This window comes from Actinosynnema sp. NPDC023794, from assembly GCF_040639675.1.
GTDB classification, from domain to species: Bacteria; Actinomycetota; Actinomycetes; order Mycobacteriales; family Pseudonocardiaceae; genus Actinosynnema; species Actinosynnema luteola.
This window is the reverse complement of sequence record NZ_JBFAFR010000002.1, coordinates 573,198-591,079: the sequence shown is the minus strand read 5'-3', so window position 1 is coordinate 591,079 and position 17,882 is coordinate 573,198. Positions and strand designations below refer to the sequence as shown.

Annotated in this window: 16 protein-coding genes; 6 read left to right on the top strand and 10 right to left on the bottom strand. The window is 72.2% G+C overall.

From position 1 onward, the window contains the following. Nucleotides 1-2 precede the first annotated feature (2 nt). The 3 genes from AB0H12_RS07390 to AB0H12_RS07380 form a co-directional block, all read right to left on the bottom strand. On the bottom strand, nucleotides 3-653 hold the full coding sequence (locus AB0H12_RS07390) for a DedA family protein (protein WP_499621506.1): 651 nt from the start codon (nucleotides 651-653) through the stop codon (nucleotides 3-5). 185 nt (nucleotides 654-838) lie between these two features. Further along, nucleotides 839-1,030: a DUF397 domain-containing protein gene (locus AB0H12_RS07385; RefSeq protein WP_268996242.1), complete on the bottom strand. Its 192-nt coding sequence runs from the start codon at nucleotides 1,028-1,030 to the stop codon at nucleotides 839-841. A 17-nt stretch (nucleotides 1,031-1,047) separates the two neighbouring features. Beyond that, nucleotides 1,048-1,896, bottom strand: a complete 849-nt coding sequence (locus AB0H12_RS07380) for a helix-turn-helix domain-containing protein (protein WP_499621504.1) — start codon at nucleotides 1,894-1,896, stop codon at nucleotides 1,048-1,050. Between the two features lie 168 nt (nucleotides 1,897-2,064). On the opposite strand from AB0H12_RS07380, the gene AB0H12_RS07375 reads away from it, so the two are divergent. Next, the gene (locus AB0H12_RS07375) at nucleotides 2,065-2,388 is read left to right on the top strand and encodes a hypothetical protein (RefSeq protein ID WP_499621502.1); all 324 of its coding nucleotides are present in this window, start codon (nucleotides 2,065-2,067) and stop codon (nucleotides 2,386-2,388) included. A gap of 207 nt (nucleotides 2,389-2,595) precedes the next feature. Here AB0H12_RS07375 and AB0H12_RS07370 read toward each other — a convergent pair whose 3' ends face one another. The 3 genes from AB0H12_RS07370 to gnd form a co-directional block, all read right to left on the bottom strand. Next, the gene (locus tag AB0H12_RS07370) at nucleotides 2,596-4,800 is read right to left on the bottom strand and encodes a SulP family inorganic anion transporter (RefSeq protein ID WP_499621501.1); all 2,205 of its coding nucleotides are present in this window, start codon (nucleotides 4,798-4,800) and stop codon (nucleotides 2,596-2,598) included. Between the two features lie 314 nt (nucleotides 4,801-5,114). Then, on the bottom strand, nucleotides 5,115-5,732 hold the full coding sequence (locus AB0H12_RS07365; protein ID WP_499621499.1) for a rhomboid-like protein: 618 nt from the start codon (nucleotides 5,730-5,732) through the stop codon (nucleotides 5,115-5,117). A 24-nt stretch (nucleotides 5,733-5,756) separates the two neighbouring features. After that, a complete protein-coding gene (gene gnd / locus AB0H12_RS07360; RefSeq protein WP_499621497.1) occupies nucleotides 5,757-7,196 on the bottom strand; it encodes an NADP-dependent phosphogluconate dehydrogenase in 1,440 nt (479 codons plus the stop codon). Nucleotides 7,197-7,319: 123 nt separating this feature from the next. Between gnd and AB0H12_RS07355 the strand changes: the two genes are divergently transcribed. The 3 genes from AB0H12_RS07355 (at nucleotide 7,320) to AB0H12_RS07345 (ending at nucleotide 11,852) form a co-directional block, all read left to right on the top strand. After that, nucleotides 7,320-8,327 (top strand): LacI family DNA-binding transcriptional regulator, encoded by a 1,008-nt coding sequence (locus AB0H12_RS07355; protein WP_499621495.1) that lies wholly within the window; start codon nucleotides 7,320-7,322, stop codon nucleotides 8,325-8,327. Between the two features lie 167 nt (nucleotides 8,328-8,494). Continuing rightward, on the top strand, nucleotides 8,495-10,369 hold the full coding sequence (locus tag AB0H12_RS07350) for a ricin-type beta-trefoil lectin domain protein (protein WP_499621494.1): 1,875 nt from the start codon (nucleotides 8,495-8,497) through the stop codon (nucleotides 10,367-10,369). Between the two features lie 100 nt (nucleotides 10,370-10,469). After that, the gene (locus tag AB0H12_RS07345) at nucleotides 10,470-11,852 is read left to right on the top strand and encodes a hypothetical protein (protein WP_499621491.1); all 1,383 of its coding nucleotides are present in this window, start codon (nucleotides 10,470-10,472) and stop codon (nucleotides 11,850-11,852) included. Between the two features lie 88 nt (nucleotides 11,853-11,940). On the opposite strand, the gene AB0H12_RS07340 is transcribed toward AB0H12_RS07345, so the two are convergent. Together AB0H12_RS07340 and AB0H12_RS07335 are read right to left on the bottom strand one after the other, a co-directional pair. Next, nucleotides 11,941-13,719, bottom strand: a complete 1,779-nt coding sequence (locus AB0H12_RS07340) for a sigma-70 family RNA polymerase sigma factor (protein WP_499621489.1) — start codon at nucleotides 13,717-13,719, stop codon at nucleotides 11,941-11,943. 69 nt (nucleotides 13,720-13,788) lie between these two features. Then, nucleotides 13,789-14,391: a LysE family translocator gene (locus AB0H12_RS07335; RefSeq protein ID WP_230567126.1), complete on the bottom strand. Its 603-nt coding sequence runs from the start codon at nucleotides 14,389-14,391 to the stop codon at nucleotides 13,789-13,791. Nucleotides 14,392-14,450: 59 nt separating this feature from the next. On the opposite strand from AB0H12_RS07335, the gene AB0H12_RS07330 reads away from it, so the two are divergent. Both AB0H12_RS07330 and AB0H12_RS07325 read left to right on the top strand, forming a co-directional pair. Then, nucleotides 14,451-14,957, top strand: a complete 507-nt coding sequence (locus tag AB0H12_RS07330; RefSeq protein WP_230567127.1) for an Lrp/AsnC family transcriptional regulator — start codon at nucleotides 14,451-14,453, stop codon at nucleotides 14,955-14,957. A 10-nt stretch (nucleotides 14,958-14,967) separates the two neighbouring features. Beyond that, nucleotides 14,968-16,353 carry a pyridoxal phosphate-dependent decarboxylase family protein gene (locus AB0H12_RS07325; RefSeq protein ID WP_499621487.1) on the top strand — a complete coding sequence of 462 codons (1,386 nt, stop codon included), beginning with the start codon at nucleotides 14,968-14,970 and terminating at the stop codon, nucleotides 16,351-16,353. On the opposite strand, the gene AB0H12_RS07320 is transcribed toward AB0H12_RS07325, so the two are convergent. After that, nucleotides 16,343-16,903 (bottom strand): Uma2 family endonuclease, encoded by a 561-nt coding sequence (locus tag AB0H12_RS07320; RefSeq protein WP_499621486.1) that lies wholly within the window; start codon nucleotides 16,901-16,903, stop codon nucleotides 16,343-16,345. The genes AB0H12_RS07325 and AB0H12_RS07320 overlap by 11 nt on opposite strands. Nucleotides 16,904-16,954: 51 nt before the next feature. Continuing rightward, nucleotides 16,955-17,878, bottom strand: a complete 924-nt coding sequence (gene tesB / locus AB0H12_RS07315; RefSeq protein WP_499621485.1) for an acyl-CoA thioesterase II — start codon at nucleotides 17,876-17,878, stop codon at nucleotides 16,955-16,957. Nucleotides 17,879-17,882 lie beyond the last annotated feature (4 nt).

Here is a 17,882-nt window from a genome sequence, read left to right as displayed (position 1 = left end):
ACTCAGCCCACCTCCTCCAGCTCACGCGGCTCGGCGCCGGCCTTGGCCGCCTTGCGCCGCTTCCGCAGCACCACCACGACGCCGACCACGACCGCGATGCCCATCAGGCCCCACATCGCCCCGTTGAACACCGACTCGATGTACTTCGCCGACGCCCCCGCGGCCGAGCCGATGCCGATGTGCAGCGCCGACCAGCTCACCGCGCCGGCGATCGACGCGGGCAGGAACCGGCGGTACTCCAGCTTCGACGCACCCGCCGACGCGGGCACCAGGGTCCGCACCACCGGCATGAACCGGGCGAAGAACACCGCCCACGCGCCACGCCTGCGCAGCAGCGCGCCGGCCTTGTCCCAGTGCTCCTGGCCGAGCTTGCGCACCACCTTGCTGTCCCGCAGCCGATCACCGTACCGGCGGCCGAGGAAGTAGCCGATGCTGTCGCCCGCCACCGCGCACACCGACACGACCAGCCACATGACCAGGAACCGGGGCACGCTGGTGACCGTCGTGGCGGCCAGCAGCAGCGCGCTCTCGCCCGGCGCGATGAAGCCGACGCCCAGCGTGCACTCCGCCAACGTCAACGCGCCCGTCACCGCGAGCACGGCGGGCTGCGGCAGACCGGCGAGCCCTTCCAGGGCGTCGGTCAGCAAGGCCATGGTTCATCCCCCTGTGGATCATGACGAGCACTCGGCGTGCAGGCTAGGGGGAGTCCACCGCAACCACGCCGGCGGGCGCATCGGACCGGGGTCTGACCGGCCGCCAGACCAAGGTCGTACGGGTAGGTGGCCGAAAGTCGGGGACGCGCCTTACGGCACGTCCCCGAGGTGAACGGGCCGGCGGGTCACCGGGTGTCGAATGCGCCGTTCTTCGCGCTGCCCACGAATCGGGACCACTGCGCGAAACCGAAGCCCAACTCGCCGCGGGTTCGGTTCTTCGAATCACGCACACCGGCGCCGTTCGGGTCGAGCGCGATTTCCACGCACTCGGGACCACCCGCGGACGACCACGTGCTCTTGCGCCACTGGCGTTGCATGGCAGTTCACCTCGGATTCAGGCGAGCTCGCGCGCCACCCGCCCGATCAGCGCGGACGAGGCGGCCGGGTCGAGCGATTCGGCGCTGAGCCGTGCGAACATGTCGGAATACCTGGCGACGTCCGAGGGCTGTTCCCAATAGACGTCACCCCTCGGGCTTTCGATGTATACCACGGCCGGATCCGACTGCTCGGGAAACGACAGGATGACGAACGGACCGTCCATCGCAGCGTGACCGCCCGCCTCGAAAGAGGCCACCTGCAGAGTGATATTCGACAGTTCTCCGACCTCGTTGAGTCGCGCCAGCTGCTCGGCCATCACCTCCGGGCCGCCTACCAACCTCCGCAAGGCTGCCTCGTCCACGACCGCGTGCAGGGACAACGGGTCGTCCTCCAGCAGCAGCGCCTGGCGCGCCTTGCGCAGCTCCACCCGGCGGTCCACCTCGGCCGGCGCGGCGTCCGGCAGCACGGCCCGGATCAACGCCCTGGTGTACGCCTCGGTCTGGAGCAGACCGGGCACCATGAGGCCCTGGTAGGTGCGCACCCACTCGGCGTCGGCCTCGAACCCGACGTACCGGCCGGGCGCGATGTCGCCGAACTCGTCCCACCACGCCCGGCGCCGCGCGTCACGGGCCAGCTGCACGAGCTCTTCCGACGTGGCCCGGTCGGCGCCGTAGGCCGAGAGCATGTCGCGGACGTCGCGCGGAGTGACGCCGACGCGGCCGGTCTCGATGCGGCTGATCTTGGACGCCGAGCACTCCAGCCGCTCGGCGACGTCCTCGATGGTGAGGTCGGCCGCCTCGCGCAGCCTCCGCAGCTCGCTGACCAGCCGTCGCTTGCGCAGCGTCGGGCTGCTGCCCCGTGGCATCCGGACACCTTTCGTCGACGGCCCCGACCCGGGGGCCGCGGTCCAGTCTGTGGGCGGGCGCGAACGGAGCAAAGTGACGTCATCCATTCGTGTACTGCAACTTGCAGAGGGCCGGACGCGGTAACAGGCTGCGTGCAGCACACCGCCCCCAGGGAAGGAGCGCTGAAGGTGTCCACCACCGTCTTCAGCCAGCTCGACCGGTCCCTCCGAGAACACCTGGCCACGCTGGTCCGCCTCGCGGCGATCGGCGACGACGAGACGGCGGTCGAGTTGGCCCGCTGCGAGCTGCCCAGGGTGGTGACCGCGATCAAGGCGCTGCTCGACGAGCACACGCCCGATGAGCACGGCCGCTGCCCGACCTGCCGCACCCGCCGCTTCCGCCGCCGCCCGCCCTCGCCGTGCCGGGCGTACCTCGGCGCGCAGCTGGCGCTGACGGTGGGCGGCGACGAGCCGTCCGGCAACCACCGCAAGCACCTGCGCAGCGTCGGCTAGCCCAGCTCGGTCGGGCGACGCGCCTCCCCCGCAAATCGAGCCCCACCAGCGCCGCCCGACCTGATCCGAGCCCGACGCCGGACCGGCCACGCACCCCCGACCGAGGCCGGTCCGCCGTCGAGGCTCGGCGCGGGGTGGTCGGTCCGGTGGGGGCCGACCACCCCGTGTTGCATCGCTGTGTCGGATGGGGTTGAGGGGGTTGAGGGATCAGGCGTAGACCGGTTCCAGGCCGTCGTGGTCGGGGTCGACCAGGTAGACGCGGGCGGCGGAGATGTCGAAGTACATGCCGACCAGGCGCAGCGAGCGCGTGGCCACCGCTTCCCGCACGCTCGGGTAGGCCATGAGGTTGTCCAGTTGTTGCGCCACGTTCGCCACCGACAGCCGTTCCACCACCGGCAGGTCGGACTCGGCCGCGTGGAACCGGATCAGGCTCGGCTCGACCGCCTTCAGCCACGTGTGCAGCTGCGTGCCCGGCCGCGTCGAGCCGTGCACCACCGCCTTCATCGCGCCGCAGTCCGAGTGCCCGCACACCGCGATCGTCTCGACCGCCAGCACCTCCACCGCGTACTCGATCGCCGCGCCCACGGAGTCGTCGCCGTCCAGCGGCACCAGGTTGCCGATGTTGCGCACGCAGAACAGGTCGCCCGGCCCGCTCGTGGTGATCAGGTTGGGCACCACGCGGGAGTCGGCGCACGTGATGAACAGCTGCCGCGGGCGTTGGCCTCGCGCGGCCAGCTCCGCCAGGAACGGGCGGACCAACGGCGCGGTGGTGCGCTCGAACTCGCGCATGCCGCGGATCATCGGGTCCACGTCGGCGCGCGGCCGGGGCAGGGTGACGTGCCGGTGGCGCTGCCAGTGCGACCACGGCGCGAACCACCTCGGCAACGGCGACAGCGGTGTCTTGCGCAGCGCCGGGATGCCCTTCCCGGCCTTGCTGAACCACGTGTCGTGCACCTCGTCCACCTCGACGTGGCCGCCCAGCCGCTCGTAGCCGACGCGCCAGTCGTCGATCGCCTCGAACGCGCCGTGGTCGAGGAAGTCGATGTGCAGCTCCAGCACCACGCGTTGCCCCAGTGGGATGGCGCGCAGCCCGCGCACGAGCCGCCCGGCGCCGAGGAACACCAGCGAGCCGCGGATCACCACGCGCCAGCCGTCGGGCTCCTGCTCGACGCGCACCGAGGCGCGGGTCAGCCGGTGCAGCGACCGCAACGCCGCCACCGCGACGCCCAGCAGCACGCCCTCCACCAGCCCGAGCACGAGCACGCCCACCACCGTGACCGCGTACGCGGAGAACTCGCCGTGCCGCCACAACGCCTGCATCCGGCGCACGCTCACCAGCCGGAGGCCCACCACCAGCAGCACGCCGGCCAGCGCGGCCAGCGGGATCAGCTCCAGCACCGAGCCCAGCGCGATCACGAACAACGCGATCCACACACCGTGCAGCACGGTCGACGCGCGGGTCCGCGCGCCCGCGGCGACGTTGGTCGAGCCGCGCGCGATGCCGCCGGCGATCGGCAGCCCGCCCAGCGCACCCGTGACGACGTTGGCGGCGCCCTGCGCGATCAGCTCCCGGTCGAGGTCCGCGCGCGGACCTGCGTGCAGCTTGTCGACCGCGACCGCGGACAGCAGCGACTCCATGCTGGCCACCACGGCCACGGTGAGCACCGCGAACGCGATCCCGCCGAAACCGCCGGCCGGCAGTTCCGGCAGCACGACCTGGCTGAGCACCTCACCGGGCAGGTCGACCCGGGCCACGTCGAACCCGGCCGTCGCGAGCGTCGCGACCAGCACGGCCACCAGCGGCGCGGGCACGACCGAGGCGCGCGGCACCCGCGGCCACAGCACCAGCGTGGCCACCGCCAGCGCGCCGACGAGGACGGCCGACCACCGCACCTCCACCGTGGCCACCCTGGCGACGTTGTCCAGGACCGAGGTGGCCGTGGCGCCGCCGAGCACGACGGCCAGCTGCCCGATCGCGATGCTCAAGCCGATGCCCGCCAGCATCCCGTGCACCACGGCGGGCGAGAGGGACAGCGCCATCCGGCCGAGCTTGGCCAAGCCGAACAGGAGTTGCACGGCGCCCGCGGCGAGCGTGATGGCCGCGGTGGCGGGCCAGCCGTACTCGGCGACGAGTCCGCCGGTGATCACCACCAAGCCGGTCGCGGCGCCGCTGATCTGCAACGGCGCGCCGGACAGCGAGCCGGCCACGATGCCGCCGACGACGCCGGAGATCAGCCCGGCCATCAGGGGCGCGCCGATCGCGGCGGCGACGCCGAGCGAGAGCGGCACGGCGACCAGGAACACCACGACGGAGGCAGGCAGGTCGTGCCGCAGCACGCCGGCGAGACCGCCCGGAGGGCCCGCCGTGGTGTGCTCGCCCGCGTGGGACTTGTTGGGGCGCGGTCGGTTCATGTCGGGTCCTTTCGAGCGCAAGGGGTCGTCGCCCCACGCGGTGCGCGGGGTGTCGTCGATCGCAGAGGGGGTCTAGCGCCGCGCTAAGGGCGGCAGCATGCGCGGCCAGAAGGCGTCGAGTCGGAACTCGGCCCCGGCGCGGTGGTGAGGGTTCGCCACGGTGGCACCTCCGTGTCGGCACAGGGGAACGTGTCGGCACAGCCCGCGTCGCACAGGTCGCGTCCACACCATGATGACTGAGGAAGTGCCAGGTCTGACAGCGGATCCACCCGGTCGTGTTGATCACGAGCGGGGCGTGACCCCTGGTGACGGACCTACCGGCCGACGGCGGCGTAGGCGCGGCCGACCGCGACCGTGCCGGCGCACAGTCCGATGAGGACGGCCGCGACCTGGCCCACGGCGGCGAACTCGGGCACGGCTCCGGACCACTCCGCGCCCGCCAACGGGTACGCGACGAGCAGCGCCGGCCACGGCACGCGCAGCACCACCGGCCCCAACACGGTGATGCCGCCGGCCGCGGCGCACGCCACGTAACCGGGACCGACGTCGACCACGTCGGTGAGATCGGTCGGGTAGACACCCGAAGAGATGACGAACGCCGTCACGAGCGTCGCGCCGACGTGTCCCGCGAGGACGACCGCCGCCGCGCGCCACGGCCCCGCCTCGCGTTCCAGCACGCCGAGGCAGACCGCCACGCAGACCAGGGCCAGCCCGGTGGCCACCAGGCCGTCGCCGGCGGGGTCGAGCACGAACGCGCTGCCCAGCAACGCGTTGACCGGGTGGTCGTCGAGGTTGGCCGCGTTCGTGCTCAGCGATTCCCGCACCTGCGCCGACATCCCGTCGGCGAACACGAACCGCGTCAGCAGGGCGAGCACCGCCACGGCCGACAGGTAGCCGGCCGTGACGGGGTGGCGGCGGAAGCGTTCACGCACCCGGCCATGATCGGTCCGGTGGGCTCAAGCGTCCACTTGAGACCTGTCACCCGACCAGAGGGTGTGGAAGCTGCCCTCGCGGTCGGTGCGGCGGTAGGTGTGCGCGCCGAAGAAGTCGCGCAGGCCCTGGATCAGCGACGCGGGCAGCCGCTCGGACCGCAGCCCGTCGTAGTACGCCAGCGCGGACACGAAGCCGGGCGCGGGGACGCCCGCGGTCACCGCCTTCACCACGACGCGCCGCCACGCCGCCTCGGCCGACTTCACCGCGTCGCGGAAGTAGTCGTCGACGAGCAGGGACGCCAGCTCCGGCGCCTTGTCGTAGGCCTCGCGGATGCGGTCGAGGAACCGGGCCCGGATGATGCAGCCGCCGCGCCAGATCGTGGCCATCGCGCCCAGGTCGAGGTCCCAGCCGTACTCGGCGCTCGCCGCGCGCATCTGGTCGAAGCCCTGCGCGTACGCCACCACCTTCGACGCGTACAGCGCCTGCCGCACGTCCTCGACCAGCGAGCCGTCCGCGCCGCCCGCGACCTCGGCGGGCCCGAACGCCGACCGCACCGCCTGCCGCTGACCCGCCCGCCCGGACAGCGACCGCGCGAACACCGCCTCCGCGATGCCGGTCACCGGCACGCCCAGCTCCAGCGCCTCCTGCACGGTCCAGCGGCCGGTGCCCTTCTGCTCGGCCTCGTCCGCGATCACGTCCACCAGGGCGGCGCCGGTCTCGACGTCGACGTGGCCGAGCACCTCGGCGGTGATCTCCACCAGGTAGGACTCCAGGTCGCCGGTGTTCCAGCCGCGGAACACCTCGGCGACCTCGCCGGGCGCCATGCCGCCGACCCGGTGCAGCAGGTCGTAGGCCTCGGCGATGAGCTGCATGTCGGCGTACTCGATGCCGTTGTGCACCATCTTCACGAAGTGCCCGGCGCCGTCCGGCCCGACGTGCACGCAGCACGGCACGCCGTCGACCTTGGCCGCGATGTCCTCCAGCACCGACCCGAGGTGCTGGTAGGACTCCTTCGAACCGCCCGGCATGATCGACGGGCCGTTGAGCGCGCCTTCCTCGCCGCCGGAGATGCCCGCGCCGACGAAGTGCAGCCCTGCCTCCTTCAGCGCGGCCTCGCGGCGGCGGGTGTCGGCGTAGTGGGCGTTGCCGCCGTCGATCACCATGTCGCCGGGCTCCAGCAGGGGCACGAGCTCGTCGATGACGGCGTCGGTGGGGCCGCCCGCCTTGACCATGATGATGATCTGGCGGGGCGTCTGGAGGCTCGCGACGAGCTCCTCCAGCGTCTCGGCGGGCACGAAGTCGCCCTCGTGGCCGTGGTCGGCGATCAGCGCTTTGGTGCGGGCGGAGCTGCGGTTGTGCACGGCGACGCGGTAGCCGTGCCGGGCGAGGTTGCGCGCCAGGTTGCTGCCCATGACGGCGAGCCCGGTGACGGCGATCCGCGCGGGTGCCTCGGAGGTGGTCATCTGCACAGCCTGCCGAAATCCGCGCCCGCGCGCACCTGTGTGACACCCCTCAATGCCCACTGCGCCGAACACGGCCGACCGCGCTGTAACATCGTGAAACGCCAGTGGAACAGGGGGACGTGGATGGCCAGGGCGACGGTGCGTGATGTGGCGCGGGCGACCGGGCTCTCCATCGCCACGGTGTCGCGCGTGCTCAACGGGCAGACCAACGTCGCCGAGCACACCCGCGAACTGGTGCTGCGCGCCGTGGCCGGGTTGGGCGCGGAGGCGCCGCGGGCACGGGGCGCGAAGCCGGCCGGCCCCGTCTACGTGCGCTGCCCGTACCTGCTCACCGACTACTTCGGGCTGATCGTCTCCAGCGTCGCCGAGACGTTGGCCCTGCACCACCGCCAGGTCCTGCTCAGCGCGGGCGTGTCGGCGCAGCGGGAAACCGCGCTGCCCGGTCTGGCGGCGCGCGCGGACGTGGGCGGCGCGATCCTGATCCTGCCGCCGGAACCGGCCGAGGAGCTGGTCCGGCTGCGGGACCGCCGGTTCCCGTTCGTGGTGGTCGACCCGCGCACCGAGCTGCCGCGCGACATAGCGTCGGTGTCGGCGGCGCACTTCTCGGGCGCGCGGCGGCTGATGGCGCACCTGGTGGAGCTGGGCCACCGGCGGATCGGCATCATCGGCGGCCCCGGCGACTGGCTGGCCGGCGACGGCAGGCTCGCCGGGTACGCGGCGGCGTTGTCCGACGTCGGCGTGCTGCCGTCGGCGGAGCTGCTGCGGCACGTGGACGAGCCGACCGAGGAGAACGGCTTCCTGGTCGCCCGCGACCTGCTCGGCCTCGCGGACCGGCCGACGGCGCTGGTCGCGTTCAACGACAAGATGGCCGTCGGCGCGCTGCGGGCGGCCCGCGAGCGAGGTCTCGACGTGCCGCGCGACGTGTCCGTCGCCGGCTTCGACGACCTCGACCTCAGTCGTGCCACGCGTCCGGAGCTGACCACCGTGCGGCAGCCGTTGCAGGAAATGGGCCGGCTGGCCGTGACCCTGCTGATGCGGTTGCTCGACCGGCACGAGCTGGAAGCGCTGCACGTCGAACTGGCCACGGAACTCGTGGTCAGGGCGTCCACCGGGCCCGCGCCGCGCCCCTGACGGCCGGCGCCTTCACGGTATTTACCGGTATCCACCGGCGGGTGTCGCACGACCTTGACACGGGTTCGGCAGCATTGTTTCCTTTCACCTGCGGACAATTTCCACAAATGTTCCATTTTGTTACAGCCTGCCGACCCCTGCCCACAACGTCGTGAAAGGAGTCCGGGGTGCCCTCTTCCCACCGTCGGGCTTTCGTCAGCGCCGGCATAGCCGTGATCACCGTCGCAGCCGCCCTCGCCGCCTCGCAGCCGGCCGCGGCAGCGGGCGAGACCGTCAACGTGTACCTGACCACCACCTCCGACAGCGGCGGCCGGGTCGTCGCCCGAGGCCTGGCCCAGCAGCCGTCCATCGCGTTCGGCTCGAACGGCGGCAGCGCCACCCACACCATCACCGTCAACGAGGGCACGACCTACCAGCAGTTCGAGGGCGGCGGCGCGTCGATCACCGACACCACCGCCTACCTGCTGCGCGGCGGTCCGGTCTCCGCCGCGACGCGGGACGCGGTGATGCGCAAGCTGTTCCACCCGGTCGACGGCATCGGCCTGTCGTTCGTGCGCAACCCGATCGGCGCGTCGGACCTGTCCAGGCCGGGCCACGTCTCGCTCGACGACACGTGCTGCGACCTCGACGACTGGGGCGCCAACGGCTACGACACGAACGTGCGGCTGCTGACCCAGCAGGCCAAGCAGCTCAACCCGCAACTGCGGGTCAAGGGCGTGCCGTGGAGCGCGCCGGGCTGGATGAAGGACAACGGCCGCATGGACCAGATGGGCTGGCTCAAGTGGGAGTACGCCCCCATGTACGCCCAGTACTTCGTCAAGTACGTCCAGAGCTACCAGGCGGCGGGCATCCCGGTCGACTACGTGTCCGTGCAGAACGAGCCGAACTGCTGCCAGGCGTCCAACCCGACCGCGATGAACTACCCCGGCATGAGCTGGAACCCGGCGGGCCTGGTCGAGTTCACCAAGAACAACCTCTACCCGGCGTTCCGCGCGGCGGGCATCAGCACCAAGGTGCTGGTGCACGACTGGAACTACGGCGACTACGCCAACTTCGGCTCCGGCGTGCTGAACGACGCGGGCGTGCGCAACGACCCGCTGTTCGGCGGCATCGCGTGGCACGGCTACTTCGGCGACCCGGCGGTCGGCACGCAGGTGCGCGACCAGTACCCGAACGTCAAGCAGTTCAGCACCGAGCACTCCGGCGGCACGTGGATCTCGAACCAGCACAACGAGGACATGGCCGACATCGTCAACTACGCCCGCAACCACAGCTCCAGCCTGGTGAAGTGGAGCCTCGCGCTCAACCAGAACATGGGACCGCACAACGGCGGCTGCGGCACGTGCACCGGCCTGATCACCGTGCAGGAGGGCGGGTCGCGGGCAGGCCAGGTCGACTACACCGTCGAGTACTACACGACCGGTCACCTGACGAAGTTCGTCAAGCCGGGCGCGTACCGGATCGACTCGACCGCGAACGGCACGGTGCAGAACGTGGCCTACCGCAACCCGGACGGCTCCAAGGCCCTGATCGCCCACAACGGCGGCACCTCGTCCCAGTCGATCCGCGTCAACTGGGGCAACCAGTCGTTCACCTACACCCTGCCCGCCCGCACCTCGGCGACGTTCACCTGGCAGGGCACGCCCGGCAACGGCGGAGGCACGGGCGGCGCGATCACCGGCCTGGCCGGCAAGTGCGTCGACGTGGCGGGCGCGAGCAGCGCGGACGGCGCGGCCGTGCAGCTCTACACGTGCAACGGCACGGCGGCGCAGCAGTGGTCGCGGCCCGGTGACGGCACGCTGCGCGCGCTCGGCAAGTGCCTGGACATCAAGGACCACGGCACGGCCGACGGCGCGCAGTTGCAGCTGTGGAGCTGCGCGGGGGGCGCGAACCAGCAGTGGACCCACACCTCGGGCCGCGACCTGGTGAACCCGGCGACCGGCAAGTGCGTCGACGTCACCGGAAACACCAGCGCCGACGCCACCAGGCTCCAGATCTGGACCTGCACCGGCGCGGCCAACCAGAAGTGGACCATCGCCTGACCGCTGCCGTCCGATCGCGGTCTCCGACCGCTGCGGGATCCCGCTCCACCGGGGCGGGCCACCGCTGACAGCCGGCCGCGACGGCGCGAGAGTCGGGAGAATGACCCGATTACTCGTGCTCGTCGCGGCCGTGGTCGCGGCCTGCCTGACCGCGCCGACGGCCCAGGCCTCGTGGACGCTGACCACCGCGCAGCGGCAGGCGTACCTGAACTACTACGCGCCCGTCATCCTCAAGCGGGGTGACGAGAACGACGGCAAGCAGGGCCGGGACTGGCTCGCGAACTTCGACTTCGACCGGGACGGCGTCTTCGCCACCAACCGCGCGAACTGGAAGCTCGTCCCCCGGTACGTCGCCGGGACCGCGGGGTACGAGCGGTGGCGGATCCGGCCCACCCTCTACACCGCGCTGCTGGAGTTCACCGAGAACGGCGGCAAGTCCTTGGTGCTGCTGTACCACGTCTACAACGCGGCCGACAAGGACGGCGACGAGATCCACGACTGGGAACGGGTGGAGATCGTGGTGCGCGGGGTGGCCGGCACGCCGGGCGGCGCGGGCGAGTCGTTCGGCAACGCCACCGTGACGCACCACAAGGACCACGTCATGCGGCGGTCCTACGACCCGGACGTCAACTTCCTGCACACCTCGACCGGCAGGCACCTGTTGCTGTGGCAGGCGGACGAGAGCGACTTCGACCTGCCCGACGCCGGGCCGCACGCGCACGAACTGCGGTTCGTCACCGACACGTGGGCCCACGTGTCGGGTCGCATGGCGGCGGCCGGGACCGCCGAGGTGCGCATCTCGGGCGCCGACGACCGGCGCAACGTGCACTACGCGTTCGTGCCGGAGGGCGCGCCGGGTGCGGTGGCCGCGTTCGGCGCGGTGCCGCTGACCTGGGCCAACGCGTCCACGCAGGCCAGCCGGGTGGACAACGGCACCGAGGTGGCGTGGCCGCGGGTCAAGCGGCTGACCTACGAGCTGCAGGACCTGGCCGACATCGTGCCCACGCACTGGTCGCGGTCGGCGTGGCAGCGGCACTGGCTGGCCACCGACGTGGTGGACGTGCGGTTCGAGACGCCCGCGCTGGGCATCGGGACGGGCGTGCAGCGGTTCTACAACCAGTCCCGCGACGACGCCGCGTCGGACCTCACCGACGGGCGCGAGGGGTACCTGTCGAAGGCGTGGTTCTTCGGCGCGTACTCGGCGGAGCTGGACGAGGACACGCCGTCCGGGTCCGACGACTTCGGCGGGTTCGCGGGCACCGGGCTGGACAGCTCGGGCCGTAGCCGTGGCGCGGTGAGCGGCGACCCGGCGTCGCACGGCGCGTACTGGCGGCAGCACGAGTACTTCGTGCACTCGGGCGGGATCGACGACAGCGCGAGCCGCGAGGTGGGCGTGTGGCTGCCGCCGGGCTGGCACCTGGCCGCGAACGGCGGCTTCGACGGCCGGTGGCAGCCGCTGTTCGACGACCGGCCGGCCGACTGACTGAGGGGTACCGGCCCGCCGCTGCTCGACCAGCGACGGGCCGGTACCGCGGAGCGCCCGCGCCGCACGACCGGCGGCGGGCGCTCGCCTAACCGGTGGCGCGGTACGCCACGCCGGCCCGGTTCGGCGTCCCTCCGGGCACGTACAGCCCCGTGCCCGGTTTGTCGGCGGGGAGCGCGAACCACGCGTAGCGCTCCAAGCAGGGCAGGCCTTCGAGCATCCGGGACGACGCGCCGGCGAAGTCGGCCAACTCCCGCTCGTCCGGGTAGCGCACGCCGCCGCCGGAGAAGTCCATCAGCGAGTACTCGGTGAGCCAGACCGGCAGGCCGTAACGGGCGTGCACGGCGTCCAGGTAGCTCTTGAGGTGGCCGACGGCGGCCGGGCCGAAGTCCGAGCCGTACCAGTGCAGCGTGATGAAGTCGACCCGCAGCCCGCGCTGCCGGGCGCCTGCCAGGAACCGGTCGAGCCAGCCGCCCGCTTCGTCGCCGCTGTGCGCGACGGCCGGGCTGCCCAGGCGCATCCCCGTCGCCTGGAGCTGCGGCCACAGGTCCAGCGCCTGCTCCACGGTCATGTTCGACTGCTCCGCGAGGTCCGGCTCGTTGAAGCCGAGCAGGGTGGTGCCCTGGTCCTTCACCGCGGCCAGGTTCGCGGGCGTCGCGGTCTTCGCGCCCCAGATCATCGGCACGTACTCGACACCCGGTGGCGGCTGCACGTTCTCCCTGGTCGGCGCCCAGTTGTAGAACCAGCCCGCGCCGACGTCGGACAACGCCGCGGTCACGCCGTCGAAGTGCCAGGTGCTGACGCCCTTCTTGACCGACCTGGCGACCGGCTGCACGACCGGCGCCGGTTCGGTCGGTGCGGCCGACGTGGTCGTGGTGGTGGTCGTGGTGGTGGTGGTGGTGGTGGTCGTGGTGGTGGCCGGGACGGTCGAGGGCGCCCGGCTGGTCGTCACGGCGACCGGGGCGGCCACGGGCGTCGGCGCCCGGTCGACGGGCAGCAGCACGACCGCGCCCGCCACCACCGCGACGGCCGCCGCCGCGATCAGCGGTTTGGTGGCCGCGTTCGCCCAGAAGCCCTTCTTCACCACCGCGATCACGGGCTCGGCGGCGGCCGGGTCGAACCCGGCGGGCAGCGGCACGAGCGGGATCCTGGCGAGCAGGCCGTCCACCGCCGCCAGGTCGTCGAACCCGCGGGCGCAGCGACCGCACTCCCGCGCGTGCCGCACGATCCGCTTGCGCCACAACGCGTTCGGCTGCCCGTCCCAGTCCGCGATCACCTCGGCCAGGTCCCCGCAGCGCGGCAGGGCGAGCACCCGGACGACCACCCGCGCCCCGTCGAGCTGCGCCTTCATCCGCTGCACCCGCACCGCCGCGTGCTGCGGCGTGAGGTCGAGCGCCTCGGCGAGCTCGGCGCGGGTGATCCGGCCGACCTGCTCCATCCACCACAGCGACAGCAGCTCGCGCTCGTCGTCGCCGATCCACCGGGTGGCCGCGACGACCTCGCGGCGTTGGCCGGTGAGCTGGAGCCGGGTGATGGCCAGGTCGGCGAAGTCCGCGCCGGGGTCGGCGAGGTCGGCAGGCTCGGCGTCGGCGCGCGGCGGCCCGGTCCGGTGGTGGTCGCGCACCTGGTTCAGCGCGATGGCCAGCAGCCACGACCGGAACGCCTCGGGCTCGCGCAGCTTCGGCAGCCCGTTGACCGCGCGGAGCATGGTCTCCTGCACCACGTCGTCGGTGTCCGGGTGGCCCGACAGGGCGCGTCCCACCACGTTGTAGACCAGCGGCAGGTAGGCGGCCACCAGCGCGTCCAACGCGCCCGGCTCCCCCCGCTGCGCGGCCGTCACCGCCGCGGCGTCCCGTGGTGCGCGCATACCGTTCCTCTCGGCCGAGTCGGGCTTACCCTCACCGGAGACTCCTCGGCCGCGACACGATAACGAGAATTACGCGGCGAGCACCGAAGCCGCCATGCCGATCAGGGCGGTGCCGCACAGCCGCTCGAACACCGGCCGCACCTTCGGCCGCGACAGCAGCGCCGCCAGCCGGCCCGCCAACGGCACCACCACGGCCCAGAAGCACGCGAACACGCCCACCGCGACCGCCGACAGCAGCGCGGCCTGCGGCAGCGGCGGCGACGCCGGGTCCATGGCCTGCGGCACGAGGCTGAGGAACGTCAGCATCACCTTCGGGTTGAGCAGGTCGCACAGCAGGCCGCGCAGGAACAGCGACCGGTCGGACTTCGGCGCCCGCCTGATCGGCCCGCCGCGCCGCGCCGCCAGCAACGTGGCGACGCCCAGGTGCACCAGGTACAGCGCGCCCACCGCCTTGACCGCCAGCAACGCCGCCGGCGCCGCCGCGACCAGCGCGGACAGCCCCACCGTGGCCAGCAGGGCGTGCACGAGCAACCCGGTGACCACGCCGGCCGCCGTCAGCGCGCCGTACCGCACGCCGCGCACGGCGTTGCCGGTGACCAGCACGAAGTCCGGGCCGGGCACGACGGTGATGACGACGAGGGCGAGCAGGAAGGAGGTCCAGGCGATGTGCACGGCCGCATCCTGGGCGATCTGTTCGGGCGTATTCCACTCGACGGTTACAGTGTTCGGTTGTGAGCGAGACAGCCGAACTGGATTCGGTCGACTGGCTGATCCTGGAGGCGTTGCAGAACGACGCGACGCTGCCGAACCGGAGCCTGGCCGAGCAGGTCGGGATCGCGCCGTCGACCTGCCTGCACCGCGTGCGGCGGCTGCGCGACCTCGGGGTGATCACCGGGTTCCACGCCGTGGTCGACCCGCGGACCACCGGCCTGCCGCTGGAGGCCGTCGTGTCGGTCAACGTGCGGCCGCACACCAGGCCGGTGGTGGCGGCGTTCCGGCGGTTCGTGATGGCGCAGCCGGAGACGCGGTCGTTGTTCCACGTCAGCGGCCAGGCGGACTTCCTGGTGCACATCGCGGTGGCCGACAGCACGCACCTGCAGGCGTTCCTGATGGACAAGATCGCCTCGCGCACGGAGGTGCGGAACCTGACCAGCTCGGTGGTGCTGGAACGGGTCGAGACACGGGCCCTGACACCGCCTGACGATCAACGCCCCACCCACCGCAGGCGACGCGTATAGATTTCGGGGCATGGACCCTGACGAGTTCCGCCGGATCGGCCACGAGGTGATCGACTGGATCGCCGACTACCGCTCGCGCGTCGAGGACTTCCCCGTCTCCTCGCCCGTCGAGCCCGGCTGGGTGCGGCGGCAGTTGGCCGGGCTGCCCGAGCGCGGCGAGGGTTTCGACGGGCTGCTCGCGGACCTGGACCGGGTCGTGCTGCCGGCGACGACGCACTGGCAGCACCCCGGGTTCTTCGCCTACTTCCCGTCGAACGCCTCGCTGCCGTCGGTGCTCGGCGACCTGCTGTCGTCCGGCCTGGGCGTGCAGGGCATGTTGTGGTCCACCTCCCCCGCCGCGACCGAGGTCGAGCAGCACCTGATGGACGAGCTGGTCGGGGCGCTCGGCCTGCCGTCGTCGTTCGTCGGCGGTGGGGTCATCCAGGACACCGCGTCGTCCGCGGCGCTGGTCGCGATGCTCGCCGCGCTGCACCGGGCGTCGGGCGGGAAGTGGCGGCAGTCCGGCGTGGACGGGTCCGAGACCGTGTACGTGTCGTCGCAGACGCACTCGTCGCTGGAGCGGGCGGCGCGGATGGCGGGACTGGGCGAGCAGGCCGTGCGGGCGGTCGAGGTGGACTCCCGGCTGGCCATGCGGGTGGACGACCTGGCCTCGCTCATCCGATCCGATGTGGACGCGGGCCGCCGCCCGGTGCTGGTGTGCGCGACCGTCGGCACCACGGGCACCGGCGCGGTCGACCCGGTGCGCGATATCGCCGCCCTGTGCGCCGAGCACGGGATCTGGCTGCACGTGGACGGGGCGTGGGCGGGCCCGGCGGCGTTGTGCCCGGAGTTCCGGCACCTGTTCGACGGTGTGGACCTCGCCGACTCGTTCACCGCGAACGCGCACAAGTGGATGCTGACCGCGTTCGACCTGTCCCTGTTCTGGACCGCGCACCCGGACGTGCTGGTGGACGCCCTCACGATCCTCCCGGAGTACCTGCGCAACACCGCCACCGAGTCGGGCGCCGTCGTGGACTACCGCGACTGGCAGATCCCCCTGGGCCGCCGCTTCCGGGCCCTGAAGCTGTGGTCGGTGCTGCGGTGGTACGGCCTGGAGGGCATCCGCGACCACCTGCGCGGCCACGTGGAGCTGGCCGCCCTGCTCGAATCGTGGGTGGACGCGTCCGACGACTGGGACCTCGTCGTCCCCCGCTCCCTGTCCCTGGTCACCCTCGCGCACCGCTCCGGCGACGACGCCACCCGTGCCGCGATGGACCGCGTCAACGCCACCGGCGACGCTTTCATCACCCACACCGTGGTCGACGGCCGCTTCGCGGTCCGCGTGGCGATCGGCGCGGAAGCGACCAAGGAACACCACGTGCGGGCGCTCTGGGACGCTCTCGCGGCTAACGGCTGAGCAGCGAGTCGAGGTCCAAGGTGACCGGGAAGGGCTCGGGGACCTCGACCTTCCCGGTGCCTCCGGCGACGTGCCGGTACTCACCGTCGACCAGGGCGAACGCCAGGAGCGTGATCGGCTCGTCGAGTTCGAGCAGCCAGTAGTGCGGGATACCCGCATCGGCGTACTCGGCGGGCTTGAGCATGCGGTCCATGCGCCTCGTCCCCGGTGACACGATCTCGACGGCCAGGAGGACGTCGTCGGGGTCCACGCGCTTCGGGTACTCCAATGCGCGTTCGGTCGGGACGACGACCATGTCGGGTGCGCGCACCGTGATCGGGACCACCGGGTTGATCAGGACGTCGATCTCGGGCACCGCCACCACGTCGTGGGGCAGTTGCTCATCGAGCCACGTACCCAACCGCTTCGCGGCCAATTGGTGCTTGAGTGCCGGCTTCGGCGACAGGAGCAGGGCCCCCTCGACCAGCTCGACGTGGTGCAACTCGTCCTCGGGGAGCGCGTCCCATTCCTCCAGCGTGAGCCAGTGGCCAGGCCAGTGCATCGTGCTCATCGCGACCCACTTCCCGTGACTTCCCGTTGACTGCGCAGCGTAGCCGGTCGATTACAGGACCCGAAGCAGACCCTCCTGGACCACGGTAGCCACCAAGTGGCCGTCCTGGCTGTAGAAACGGCCCGTCGCGAGGCCCCGAGCGCCCGAAGCGGAAGGTGAAGCGCAGTCGTAGAGGAACCACTCGTCGGCGCGGAACCGGCGGTGGAACCACATGGCGTGGTCCAGGCTCGCGCCCAGCACCTTGTCGGTTCCCCAGTACACGCCGTGCCTGACCAGCACCGAGTCGAGCAACGTCATGTCCGACGCGTACGCCAGCACGCACACGTGCAGCAGGTCGTCGTCCGGCAGCTCGCCGTCCGCCCTCATCCACACCTGGCTGCGCGCCTCGCCCGGCCCGTCCTCCCGCGCCCGCCACGGCGGCTCGGTCACGTACCGGATGTCGATCGGCCTCGGCAGCCGCGCCATGCCGACCTTCTCCAGGTACCCGGCCGCCGACTCGGCGTACGTGGGCAGCGAGGACGGCGCCGGCACCGCCGGCATGGGCTCCTGGTGGTCGAGACCCGGCTCGTCCAGCTGGAACGACGCAGACAGGGCGAAGATCGCCTTGCCGTGCTGGATCGCGACCACGCGCCGGGTGGTGAACGAGCGCCCGTCGCGGATCCGGTCGACCTCGTACACGATCGGCACGGTCGGGTCGCCACCGCGGATGAAGTACGAGTGCAGCGAGTGCACCCGGCGCTCACGCGGCACGGTGCGGCCGGCGGCTACCAGCGCTTGGCCCGCGACCTGCCCGCCGAACACCCGGACGGGCGACTCGGCGGGTGACACACCGCGGAAGATGTTCTCCTCGACGCGCTCCAGGTCGAGCAGCGCGACGAGTCGGTCGAGCACGGGCTGCCCGTGGGGCACGCCGTCGGCGTCCAGTGGAACGTCCGAGAACTCGGCGGTCGCCGCGGCACGGGCAGCCTCGGTCACGTCA